The organism is Natronorubrum marinum (assembly GCF_052040125.1).
GTDB lineage: Archaea > Halobacteriota > Halobacteria > Halobacteriales > Natrialbaceae > Natronorubrum.
Genome location: NZ_JBPPFV010000003.1, coordinates 306,941 through 318,695, shown reverse-complemented (window position 1 = coordinate 318,695; position 11,755 = coordinate 306,941). Strand labels below are relative to the sequence as shown.

Genomic DNA, 11,755 nt, shown 5'->3' with positions numbered 1-11,755 from the left:
GATGTCTAACCACTCCCCGCTGTCGAACGAATCGCTCGGTCCCTCCAGCCCTGATCCGGACCGATCACACGATCAGCCCGACCGAACGTCCCTCCGATCGATCAAAGGACCGGCCCAGTTCCTCTCGTTCTGGGTCGCGATCGCCCTCCCCTTCATTCACCTGCCCCTCGTCGCACAGGGACTCGGCAATCCGCAGGTTACCCTCACGTTCCTTGCGCTACTCGCCGTCAACGTGTTCGCGCTCTACGTCGGCCACGGCTACAAGCAGTGATCCCGTGGCACAGTCCGCGGCTACATCACTGTCTTCCGATTCCGTACGTCGATCGCTTCTTCGAGCACCCTCTCTCCGCCCGAGTCGCCGTCGGTTCGCGCGAGCGGTGACGACGCGTTGTTCAGTTCCGAACTGATTAATGCCCTCCCGTTCGCAGAGACGAGTACTCGATGGGGATTCGTGTCGACTGGCGGTCAAGTTGTAGTCTCACCGGAACGGTGCTGAAGTGGCTCGCCGTTCCGCTCGCCGTCCCACTCGTACTGGCGGTGTTCGACGGCGACGACTCGCTGGCGTTCGTCGCTGCAATCCTCGCGACGATCGTCGTCGGCGTCGCACTCGAGCGGTTGAGCGACGACCGGAATCTGGAACAGCGCGAGGCGTTCCTGATGGTCGCGCTAACCTGGTTCAGCGTCGGCGCGATCGGCTCGATCCCGTTCGCGCTCGTCGGTCTCGGCGCGCCCGCGGAATCTGCGTTTTCACCATCGGTGGACGGTCTCGTCAACGCCGTCTTCGAGGGGACGAGCGGCCTCACCACCACCGGCGCGACGGTGATGAGCGGCTGGGACTTCGAGAACCAGTCCCGCGCGATCCTCCTCTGGCGACAGCTCATTCAGTGGCTCGGCGGGCTCGGGATCCTGATCGTCGCCATCGGCCTGCTCTCGAACCTGATGGTCGGTGGCGCACAGCTGATGGAGACCGAAACGCAGACGAGAAACGTCCGGAAACTCCGCCCGCACATCGACGAGACCGCACGACTCATCTGGGGGCTGTACGTCGGCTTGACCGCGCTCGCCGTCGTGGCGCTCTACGCGCTCCACCTGCTCGGGATGGCACCGAACATGGACCTCTTTAACGCCGTCTCCCACGCGCTGACCAGCGTCGCGACGGCCGGATTCTCCCCGGAGGCCGAGAGCGTCGGCGCGTTCGAACCCGTCGTTCAGTGGGCCATCATGCCCTTTATGATCCTCGGGGCGACCAACTTCGTCCTGCTCTACTACGTCACGCAAGGCGACGTTCGCCAGCCCCTCGAGTCCGAGGAGTTCCGGTTCTACGTCGGCGTACTGGTAGGATTCAGCGCGATCGTGGCTGCAATCCTCTGGATGGATCCCGCGATCGACAAGAACGTCGAGGAAACGATCAGACACGGACTGTTCAACGTGATCTCGCTGGTGACGACGACGGGTTTCGCCTCAACCGACTTCGGCCAGTGGTCTGCCGGTGCGGCGCACATGCTCTTTCTGTGCATGTTCATCGGCGGAATGGCCGGCTCGACGACCTGTTCGATCAAATCCCTGCGCTGGTTAGTGACGCTCAAGGCGTTCCGACGCAACCTCTTTACGTCGATTCACCCGGAAGCGGTGCGTCCGCTCCGACTCGGAAGTACCGTCGTCGACGAGGAGACGATCCGCGACATCTACGCCTACGTCCTCCTGGCCATCGTCATCTTCTTCCTGCTGACGGTCGTCGTCGTCGTCGACTCAGCCCGCTTCACCGATCCGCACGTCACCGAATTCGAAGCGCTCACCGCCTCGGCCTCGATCTTCCTCAACATCGGTCCCGCGTTCGGTCAGTTCGGCCCGATGGACAACTACGCCGGCTTTCCAACCACTACCCGCGCCGTCATGGTCGTCATGATGTGGATCGGCCGTATCGAGATCATTCCGGTGCTCGTGTTGCTGACGCCGGCGTTCTGGAAGTCGTAAGGAACGAAATTTTATTCTGCGGTCTATCGCGGTCGCGAAGCGCCGCGACCGCGATGTCCCTCGATAAAATTTCGATCAAAAGCACTCCTCCCTCCGTTCTGTTCGCGTTGCTCACTTCACATCAGTCGTCGGCCCGCTCGCTCCCGTCGGTCGCTCGCGGTCGGTATCGAATAGTTGCCTGCCCTCCCCCGAGTCCCGGACTCCTCGCGTTGCTCGGAGCCCGCTCCCGGCCACTGCGACTACTCAGGGGTTATTCGTTCTGCTCGTACGTCATTCGGACCAGTTCTTCCGTCCCGCCTTCAGGAATCTCTATCTCGGGGTCGAACAGTTCGAAGCCGACCGTCTCGTAGTAGGGGATCAAGCCACGACGGCAGAGCAACGAGAGGCCGGCTACGTCCTGTAGATCTGGGTGGTCGACCACCGCCTGCATGAGTGTTTCACCGAATCCTTCGCCGCGACGATCAGCGGCGACAATCACATCGAAGACGTTCGCGTAGTACGTGTAGTCCGTCAGAACCCGCGCAGCGGCGACGAGATTTCCATCTTCTTCGATACCGATGGCGACTTCCGTCTCGCCGAGTGCGCGCCGTACGTCGTCGACTTCGCTATCGGCCCACCACTCGTAGTCCTCGTAGAGAGCGGTCAGCTTTCGGGCATCGTCCGGTGTGAGCTCCCGCACACGGGTCATCGTTCGACACGTCTCGCTCCGAAGATAATTGTATTTTGATCGGTTGAGAGTGAGAGGAATACGAACGTGACGAGCGAATCGACCGAGCTGACGTGAAAAACCGCCGTCGGCAGAACGAGCAGCAAGCTCGAGCCATTGGTACACCCCTCGAAACCGAGTCCTACCGCGTTCGTAGAGCGAGACCAACGTGGCTCAACTTCCGCCGACCGCGTTCTGCGCCTCCTCGAGCGAGAAGTTCCCCTCGTACAGCGCGCTCCCAACCACGACAGCCGCGGCCCCGGCCGCCTCGAGGTCCCGTATGTCTTCGAGGGTCGCGACCCCACCACTCGCCACAACCGGAATATCGGTCGCCTCAACCAGTTCTCGAACCGGTTCAGTTGCGACGCCATCGAGTCGCCCCTCCACGTCGACGTTCGTAAACAGAATCGCCGCAGCCCCCAGTTCCGCGTACCGCTCGGCGGCCTCGACCGGCGAGATGCCGGCCCCTTCAGTCCAGCCCTCGACGACGACCTCGCCGTCTTTCGCGTCGAGGCTGACGACCACGCTATCGGGGTGTTCGTCGCTGATTTCGGCGACGATTTCGGGGTTCTCGACCGCCGCCGTCCCGAGGATGACGCGGTCGACGCCGCGCTCGAGCAGTTCGATCGCGTCCTCGGCGGTCCGAATCCCGCCGCCCAGTTGCGTGGGAACGTCGACGGTCTCGAGCACCGCGTCGATCGCGTCGCCGTTCTTGCGCTCGCCCTCGAATGCGCCGTCCAAGTCGACGAGGTGTAACGACTCCGCGCCGGCGTCGATCCAGCGCTGGGCGGCCTCGACGGGGTCACCGTAGGTCTTCTCGGTGCCGCGCTCGCCCTGGACGAGCTGGACGACTTCGCCGTCCTGGAGATCGACCGCTGGGATCACTTCGAACGTGGGAAAGGCGCTCATAGCGGGTCGCAGGCGGGGCGCGCGCCTAAAGCCACCGACTTCGGCGTTGGATTCGAGTCGGCTCGTCCGCTCGAGGCGCGTCGTCGAACGTTCCGCTCCACTGAAACGGCGCTGGAAACGGGTTCGAACTCGTTACAGTTCGATTGCTGTGGGGAGACGTTACGGGTCGAGCCGGTGTGGGTCGTGATATCCGAATGTCGGCACTCGTCGCGCTCGCACAGGAGCCCGTCACCCGACCCGAACTAACGACGGACATGCTCGTCGTCTTCGGGGTCGTCGGGCTAGCACTCGTGCTGTTCGTCACCGAACGGCTGCCGATCGACGTGACCGCGATCCTGCTGATCGTGGTGCTCGTGGTCTTAGAGCCGTGGACGGGGATCGACCCGAGTACGGGCATTTCCGGCTTCGCGAACGACGCGACGATCACGGTGCTCGCGATGCTCATCCTGAGCGGCGGCATCGCCCGCACGGGGCTCGTCCAAGAAATCGGTCGGCGGATGGCGGCGTTCGCGGGCGACAGTCTCCGAAAACAGCTGTTCGCGACGGTGCTCGCGACCAGCCCCGTCTCCGGCTTTCTGAACAACACGCCCGTCGTCGCGCTGTTGGTCCCGATCGTCACCGACGTCGCAAACCGGGGGAACACGTCGCCGTCGAAGCTGCTCATCCCGCTGTCGTACGCCTCGCAGGTCGGCGGGATGCTCACTCTCATCGGCACCTCGACGAACATCCTCGCGAGCGACATCAGCGCTCGCCTCGGCGACGACTACCCCGAACTCCACGCGTTCTCGATGTTCGAGTTCACGCAGTTGGGGGCTATCGTCGTCGTGGTCGGCGCGCTGTACCTCATCTTCGTCGGCCATTACCTCATTCCCGAACGGGTCCCGCCGCGAGCGGACTACATAGAGGAGTACGACGTGGGCGATTACGTCGTCGACGTCGCCGTGGTTCCCGACTCGCCGCTCGCGGGGGCGACGGTCGACGACGCCACCGAAGGGTTCGGCCCCGAAATCGACGTCGTGCAGGTCGTCCGCGGGAGAGAGCGGTCGATTGCGCCCCGGCGAGACACCCGCCTGCGGGAGGGCGACGTCCTCGTCGTTCGCACCGATCGGGACGCGATCACGCTGCTCGAGGACGTCGAGGGAGTCGAACTCGTCGGCAACCCCCAGTCCACCGCGGAGATAACGAACGAGGACGGCGAGGGGATCGTCACAGAGCTGATCGTCTCGCTCGACTCACGGCTGGTGGGGGAACGCCTCGAGCCCGAATCCTTCCGCGAGGAGTTCGGCGCGGCCGTCCTCGGGCTTCGGCGACACGGCACGCTCGTCGGCGAGCGACTCGTCGGGAGACGACTCGACGTCGGCGACACGCTCCTGGTCCAGGCGCCGCCGGACGCCCTCGATCGGCTCTCCCGGCGCAACGACGTGATCGTCGCGCGCGAACCGCCCCGACCCGAGTACCGGGCGGACAAGGCCCCCATCGCCGTCGCGATCATGATCGGCGTCGTCGCGGTCGCGGCCCTCGAGGTCTACCCGATCCTCGTCTCCGCGCTCGCCGGCGTCGTCGCGATGGTCGTCACGGGCGTGCTCGACTCGAACGAACTGTACGACGCCGTCGAGTGGGACATCATCTTCCTGCTGGCGGGAGTGATCCCGCTGGGAATCGCCCTCGAGCAATCCGGCGGGGCCGCGTACATCGCATTCCTGGTCGTCCAGTCGGCCGGGTTCTTGCCGACGCTCGTCGTCCTCTGGCTGTTCTACATCGTCACGGGATTGATTACGGAGGTCATCAGTAACAACGCCAGCGTCGTCCTCATGATCCCGGTCGCCGCGGCCGCGGCAGCCGGGATCGGTGCGAACCCGCTCGCGTTCGTCTTCGCGGTGATGTTCGCGGCGAGCACCGCGTTTCTGGGTCCGATCGGCTACCAGACCAACCTGTTCGTCTACGGCCCCGGCGGGTACAAGTTCAGCGACTACTTCCGCGTCGGCGCGCCGCTGCAGCTGATTCTGTCGGTCGCCACCGTGCTCGGGATCGCGTTTTTCTGGGGTGTGTGAGGAGCCGGTCGATGACGACACGACTCGGACCGAGCGACAACGAGCGGTTTTCGCGGTGTTTTTATCATGAGGTTGACTCGTAATTCGCGGACGGTACGACCTGCTCCCAATACTTATTTCACGAAAACGCCGGTACCATCTGTCGATGGTCGAAACAGTGCTGTTGGTCGGGATCGCCGCCTCGATCTTCGTCGGCTTCAACATCGGCGGCTCGTCGACCGGGATCGCGTGGGGTCCCGCCGTGGGGGCAGGAATCATCCGAAAAGTCACGGCAGCCGCGCTGATGACGATATTCGTCTTTCTCGGGGGGTGGACCGTCGGCCGGAACGTAATGGATACGCTCTCGGGCGATATCATCACGATCGAGATCTCCCTCGCGGCCGGTGTCGCCGTGCTCTTTTTCATCGGTCTGGGAATCCTCATTGCGAATATATTCGGCGTTCCCGTCCCGACGTCGATGACGACGGTCGGTGCGATCGTCGGACTCGGGCTGGCGACCGGAACGACCAACTTCGAGACGATCGGCTGGATCGTCTCGTGGTGGGTCGTCACGCCGATTATCGGCTTTTGGATCGGTGCGACGATCGGCCGATACGTCTATCCGGAACTCAACCGTCGGTTCGAGATCAAATCGTCCGAGGGATCGTTACTCGCCCTCGATCGCAGCGGTTCGGTTCCGAAGCCGGCTCTCGGGCCGAACACGACCTCCCAGGAACTCGTCGGGACGGTCGTCGTGCTCACCATCGGCTGTTACATGGCTTTCAGTGCCGGTGCGAGCAACGTCCCTAACGCCGTCGCCCCGCTCGTAAGCAGTGGCGAGCTCGGTCGCGACCCCGCCATCATCATCGCAACGGTCGCGATCGGGCTTGGCGGTTTCACCATCGCTCGCCGAACGATGGAATCGGTCGGCAGCGAACTCAGCGATATTCCGCTGCTCGCGGCCCTCATCGTCATGCTTACCGCCTCGACGATTACGACTGCCCTCTCGTGGATCGGCATTCCGATCAGCCTCGTGATGGCCTCCGTGATGACGATCGTCGGTCTCGGGTGGGGCCGTGCGACCCGTCCCGTCACGGCTCGAGAAGCCATACGTGGAGACACTGACACGGAGATTTCGATGGGCGCACTCAAGGCGGAGCCGGAAGATCCGGTCTCGCAGATCGGTGAAGAAGAGTCCGAGGAGGCGTTGCAGGCGAGCGATCTGTTCAATCCGCGAGCGGTCATGAAGTACGTCTCGATGTGGATCATCGGCCCGTCGATGTCGACCCTGCTGGCCTACGGCTTCTTCACGCTCGTTCCGTTCGTCAACTGAGCCAGTCCACTGCGTTTATTCACGTCGCTATCGTAGTTTGCGTATGATTTCCCGCGTCCTCGTCCCGATGGACGGCTCCGAGATGAGCGAACACGCACTCGAGTACGCCCTTCACGCCCACCCAGACGCCGAAATAACCGTGTTACACGTCGTCGGCGGTCCGTCGCCGATGTGGGGGGAAGCCACGGCCCTCTCGCTCGCCGACGATCTCGAGGTCGACGCGGCGGAACACGCGGAACCCGTGTTCGAGCGCGCACGCGAGATCGTCGACGCGGCCGACGGCAACGCGACGCTCGAGACCGACGTCCAGTTGGGACACCCGGTCCGAGCGATCATCAACCGGGCTAACGATTACGAGACGGTCGTGATCGGCAGCCACGGCGGAACGATGGCGGAACGGCTCTTCGTCGGAAACGTCGCCGAAAAGGTCGTCCGTCGGTCGCCGGTTCCGGTGACTGTCGTTCGGTGATCGGGTCGGCTCATAGAACCGTCGTCCGTCAGTTACGATGCAACCCTGACCATCCGACGGTTGCACCGAGGAATCGCTACGGCAACCCGTCTCAGTCCTCAGCCTCGTCCGTCTCCGTCTCGGCGGTCGATTTTTCGACCAGTTCCTCGACTTCGTCCTCTCGAGGCCGGCGGTCGACGCGCTCTTCGACGGATTCGACCTGTTCTTGGATCTCGGCGAGTTGCTCGCTGATGGTCTCTTCGACGGTTTCGCTCACCGTTTCTTCGACCGTCTCGTCGACGGTTTCGCTCACTGTCTCCTCGACCGTTTCGCCCACCGTCTCTTCGACCGTTTTCTCCACCGTTTCGCCTACCGTCTCGTCGACGGTTTCACCCACCGTCTCTTCGACCGTTTTCTCCACCGTTTCGCCTACCGTTTCATCGACCGTCTCACTCACCGTCTCTTCGACTGTTTGTTCGACAGTCTCACCAACCGTCTCGTCGACCGTTTCGCTCACGGTTTGTTCGACAGTCTCGCCAACCGTCTCACCGACAGTTTTCTCGACCGTCTCACCAACAGTTTTCTCGACCGTCTCGTCGACCGTCTTCTCGACGGACTCCTCGACGGACTTCTCGACGGACTTCTCGACGGACTCCTCGACGGCCCTGGTCATCCAGTCGGGATCGAACCGAGCCATCTTCCAGACCACGTGGACGACGTACGAGGCAAAGACTCCCAGCCCGAAGGCCAGTCCGATCCGACTGTTAAGCACCATAATCAAGCCGATCGAAATGAAGATCAACGCTCCGTACGCGAAGTCAGTGATCGCGTCGACACGAGCCGGTCTCATCGGTGGTCGAAGGCGGTCTCTACGTCGGTTAGCGAACGCTGCGACAACCCACCGGCGTTCCAGAGACGGTACTTCCATCGACTCGAGGACGTGCGTATCGACATGCTAGCCTATTATAGAGACCGGCGGGCGAAGTTCTTTGGCATTTGGCTCTAGACGAATGCCGCCGAAACAGCCACTCATTACGCAACCGGACCACAATCGCCGAGTGGCGTCGTCCGATCGTCGAGGTATCCCGCGTGAACCGAAACACACGCGCTTTTACGACTCGCCCGTGTGAGTACTACCTGTGACGGAAGTACTGCTTATCGTGGGACTCTTGGTCGCAATGTTCGTCGGGTACAACATCGGTGGAGCGACGACCGGTCCCGCGTTCGGCCCGGCCGTCGGTGCGAACGTCATCACGAAACTCATGGCCGCCGCGTTGATGTCGATTTTCTTCTTCGTCGGCGCGATCACGATCGGTCCGCAGGTCGTCGACACGCTGGGGACAGAGTTGGTTCACGACCCCGGAGTCTTCACCATGCGATCGAACGTCGCCGTCCTCTTCTTTATCGGTGGCGCGCTGTTCGTCGGGAACTACGCCGGGGTCCCCGCCTCGACGTCGATGACCGCCGTCGGGGCGATCGCCGCGCTCGGCTTCGCAACCGGCGAACTCAATTTTGCAGTCCTCGGTGAGATCGTCGTCTGGTGGATCGTCGCACCGATCATCGGCTTTTGGGTCGCTGGAGTCGTCGGTCGATACTTTTATCCACAGATCAACGCATGGGTCGCCATCGAGGAGAGCAGCAGCGACCAACCGATGGTATCGGTGAATCGTTCGGGACTCATTCCGCGGCTCCAGTTCGGTGAGAACGCCGATCGGCGGGAGATCACCGGCGCGCTGGTCGTCGTCGCTATCGGCTGTCTCATGGCCTTCTCCTCGGGGACGAGTAATATCGCGAACGCCATCGCCCCGATCTACGGTACCGGCGATGTTGACATGATTCCGCTGATCCTGATCGGCTCGGCCGCCGTCACGATCGGCTGTTTCACGATCGCCCGCCGAACCCTCGACACGCTCGGCAATGACATCACGAACCTGCCGCTGACGGCCGCCATCGTCGTCGCCGTCATCAGTTCGGGGATCGTTATCGGGCTCTCGTGGATCGGAATCCCCGCCAGCTTCGTCGTCATCGCGACGATGAGCATCGTCGGCCTCGGCTGGGGACGAGCCACCCGAACGACCAAACTCTCGGACGCTGCCCGCGGCGAGGAGGAAACCCGCGTTTCCGTCGGCGCGCTGACCGCCGAGGAGGAAGGCGAACGCCCGCCAAAAATCGGCGAAGAGGAACCCGGCGACATCCCGAAGGCGTCGGACCTGTTCAACCCCTCCACGACGGCTCGAGTCATCCTCATGCAGAACGTCGTCCCCATGATCTCGACGGTCGGCGCCTTTCTCACGTTCCGGTTCGTCCCGATCTTCGGCTTCTGAACGGTACTTCGGGGACCGACTCGAGTTCCGGATCGACCGACCGCTGAGCGCTCGAGACCCCGATCCGAGACGTCGAACGCAGCGCCTGGATTCGATCGACACGTACGCATACTCCGTCCTCGAGACGGTCAAGAATTCGACACCCGCCGTCGGCCACGATAGGGTTGCGATGGTTCGTTTTCACCCCGCTTTTCCGATTCGTTATTCGACGGATGACGATATTCTTTGCTTCGAACTGGTCAATTCCGATTGAAAGACAATTTAGGACTGAACAGCAAGCTATACCAGTGCGGGACGTGAACCGTGATACGATGCCCACGGTAGAATACCTCAACTACGAAGTGCTGGACGACCAGGGATGGGAGATGGACGACGACGACCTCTTCGACCAGGCTGCCGACGCCGGTCTCGACGAGGAGGATTACGGCTCCCTCGACGTTGCCGAAGGCGAGTACATCCTCGAGGCCGCCGAGGCCCAGGGCTACGACTGGCCCTTCTCCTGCCGTGCAGGCGCCTGTGCGAACTGTGCGGCCATCGTCTACGAGGGCGAGATCGAGATGGACATGCAGCAGATCCTCTCGGACGAGGAAGTCGAGGACAAGAACGTCCGTCTGACCTGCATCGGCTCCGCGGAGACCGACGAGGTGCAGATCGTCTACAACGCAAAGCACCTCGACTACCTGCAGAACCGCGTCATTTAAACAACAGCGCACAGTTCGACGGATGCACCCCAATTCGGGGCCGCATTTTCATCAGTCGCCGCGAGAGCGACGGAGAGCCTCCGCTCCGAAACGGAGCCACGGCACCGTCGCTGCCGGCTGACCCGGGTCGAGAGCCACCACCGATACCGCATACGACAACGGGTCGATCCGCGAGGGCGATCGAAATCGACCGCTCGCTCGAGCGCTACCGCGGGGCCTGACGGATAGCAACCGATCCGAACTGAGCCGAAAGGATAACACTCCCCCGCTTCGCACGGAACCCTGTGACACTCGCTGGTGCCGTCGCGACGACCCCGGACCTCCTGCGGCTCGTCGCCGTTCCCGTCTTCGCCTGGGTCGCGATTCGCGACATCAAGACCAGACGCGTCTCGAGTACCGTCTGGATCCCCCTTTCTCTCCTCGGTGCCGTCCTGCTGGTCTGGGACGGCTGGCTCGCCTGGAACGCCGACGGCTACGCCTGGACCCACGAGTTCCTGCTCCCGGCGGCGGTGAGTATCGGCTTCGTCGTCCCCATCGCGTACCTGTTCTGGTGGTTCGGCGGCTTCGGCGGCGCCGACGCGAAGGCGCTGCTCGTGTTGGCGCTGTTGTTCCCGACTTTCCCGCAGTACGCCGTGGGCTCGTCGACGTTTCCCCTGACGACCACGCCGATCGGAACGTTCTCGTTTACGATCCTGACGAACGCCGTCATCATCGGCGTCGCCATCCCGGTCGTCCTCGCGCTTCGCAACGCCGCCGCCGGCCGGATCAACGGCGTGATGGTCATCGGCTGGCCCGTCTCGTGGAACCGGATCCCCGACACGCACGGCCGACTCCTCGAGACCCCCGAGGGGCGCTCCCGCGGCGGTCTCGATCTTGACGCCCTGCGGATGTACCTTCGCTGGCGGGGGCTCACGCTGGCAGACGTTCGCGACGCTCCCGACCGGTATCGCGATCCGGCGACGCTCCCCGAGGAGCCGAACCCGCCGACCGACGGCGCGGTGACGGCGGCGGTTCGGAGCGACGGCGGGACGACGCTTGAGGACGACGCCGACGGCGACGACGGCCTCGAGACCGATGCAGAAGCGACACCCGAAGCCGACGCCGTTCCCGAGTACGACGACCCATGGGGAGCGGAGGCGTTCCTCGCGGACATCGACGGCACGGCCTACGGCACCTCGCCCGAGGAGTTACGGGAGGGGCTCGAGGTGCTCGCTTCGAAGGAGACGGTCTGGATCTCGCCGGGGACGCCGTTTCTCGTGCCGGTGTTCCTCGGACTGGCGATCGCGCTGATCTACGGCGATCTGCTCGTCGGAACGTTCGTCTGAGACGG

Annotated in this window: 11 protein-coding genes; 8 read left to right on the top strand and 3 right to left on the bottom strand. The window is 63.3% G+C overall.

Annotated elements, in window-relative coordinates:
- Position 1: 1 nt before the first annotated feature.
- Together ACSFC5_RS17845 and ACSFC5_RS17840 are read left to right on the top strand one after the other, a co-directional pair.
- Positions 2-271: a DUF8028 family protein gene (locus tag ACSFC5_RS17845; protein ID WP_440766595.1), complete on the top strand. Its 270-nt coding sequence runs from the start codon at positions 2-4 to the stop codon at positions 269-271.
- 170 nt (positions 272-441) lie between these two features.
- Positions 442-1,974 (top strand): TrkH family potassium uptake protein, encoded by a 1,533-nt coding sequence (locus ACSFC5_RS17840; RefSeq protein WP_440766594.1) that lies wholly within the window; start codon positions 442-444, stop codon positions 1,972-1,974.
- 250 nt (positions 1,975-2,224) lie between these two features.
- Here ACSFC5_RS17840 and ACSFC5_RS17835 read toward each other — a convergent pair whose 3' ends face one another.
- Positions 2,225-2,662, bottom strand: coding sequence for a GNAT family N-acetyltransferase (locus ACSFC5_RS17835; RefSeq protein ID WP_440766593.1), 438 nt, complete (start codon positions 2,660-2,662; stop codon positions 2,225-2,227).
- Positions 2,663-2,854: 192 nt separating this feature from the next.
- Positions 2,855-3,589: a 1-(5-phosphoribosyl)-5-[(5-phosphoribosylamino)methylideneamino]imidazole-4-carboxamide isomerase gene (hisA, locus tag ACSFC5_RS17830; protein WP_440766592.1), complete on the bottom strand. Its 735-nt coding sequence runs from the start codon at positions 3,587-3,589 to the stop codon at positions 2,855-2,857.
- A gap of 194 nt (positions 3,590-3,783) precedes the next feature.
- On the opposite strand from hisA, the gene ACSFC5_RS17825 reads away from it, so the two are divergent.
- The 3 genes from ACSFC5_RS17825 to ACSFC5_RS17815 all read left to right on the top strand — a co-directional run bounded on the left by ACSFC5_RS17825 (position 3,784) and on the right by ACSFC5_RS17815 (position 7,421).
- Positions 3,784-5,640: an SLC13 family permease gene (locus ACSFC5_RS17825; RefSeq protein ID WP_440766591.1), complete on the top strand. Its 1,857-nt coding sequence runs from the start codon at positions 3,784-3,786 to the stop codon at positions 5,638-5,640.
- Positions 5,641-5,785: 145 nt separating this feature from the next.
- Complete coding sequence (locus ACSFC5_RS17820; RefSeq protein WP_440766590.1) at positions 5,786-6,952, top strand: inorganic phosphate transporter; 1,167 nt, start codon at positions 5,786-5,788, stop codon at positions 6,950-6,952.
- Positions 6,953-6,995: 43 nt separating this feature from the next.
- Positions 6,996-7,421 carry a universal stress protein gene (locus ACSFC5_RS17815; RefSeq protein WP_440766589.1) on the top strand — a complete coding sequence of 142 codons (426 nt, stop codon included), beginning with the start codon at positions 6,996-6,998 and terminating at the stop codon, positions 7,419-7,421.
- A 91-nt stretch (positions 7,422-7,512) separates the two neighbouring features.
- Here the strand turns inward: ACSFC5_RS17815 and ACSFC5_RS17810 are convergent, their stop codons facing one another.
- A complete protein-coding gene (locus ACSFC5_RS17810; protein ID WP_440766588.1) occupies positions 7,513-8,250 on the bottom strand; it encodes a hypothetical protein in 738 nt (245 codons plus the stop codon).
- A gap of 289 nt (positions 8,251-8,539) precedes the next feature.
- On the opposite strand from ACSFC5_RS17810, the gene ACSFC5_RS17805 reads away from it, so the two are divergent.
- The 3 genes from ACSFC5_RS17805 to ACSFC5_RS17795 all read left to right on the top strand — a co-directional run bounded on the left by ACSFC5_RS17805 (position 8,540) and on the right by ACSFC5_RS17795 (position 11,750).
- Positions 8,540-9,724 carry an inorganic phosphate transporter gene (locus tag ACSFC5_RS17805; protein WP_440766587.1) on the top strand — a complete coding sequence of 395 codons (1,185 nt, stop codon included), beginning with the start codon at positions 8,540-8,542 and terminating at the stop codon, positions 9,722-9,724.
- Positions 9,725-10,035: 311 nt separating this feature from the next.
- Positions 10,036-10,425 carry a ferredoxin Fer gene (gene fer / locus ACSFC5_RS17800; RefSeq protein ID WP_440766586.1) on the top strand — a complete coding sequence of 130 codons (390 nt, stop codon included), beginning with the start codon at positions 10,036-10,038 and terminating at the stop codon, positions 10,423-10,425.
- A gap of 284 nt (positions 10,426-10,709) precedes the next feature.
- Positions 10,710-11,750 carry an A24 family peptidase C-terminal domain-containing protein gene (locus ACSFC5_RS17795; RefSeq protein WP_440766585.1) on the top strand — a complete coding sequence of 347 codons (1,041 nt, stop codon included), beginning with the start codon at positions 10,710-10,712 and terminating at the stop codon, positions 11,748-11,750.
- Positions 11,751-11,755: the final 5 nt, after the last annotated feature.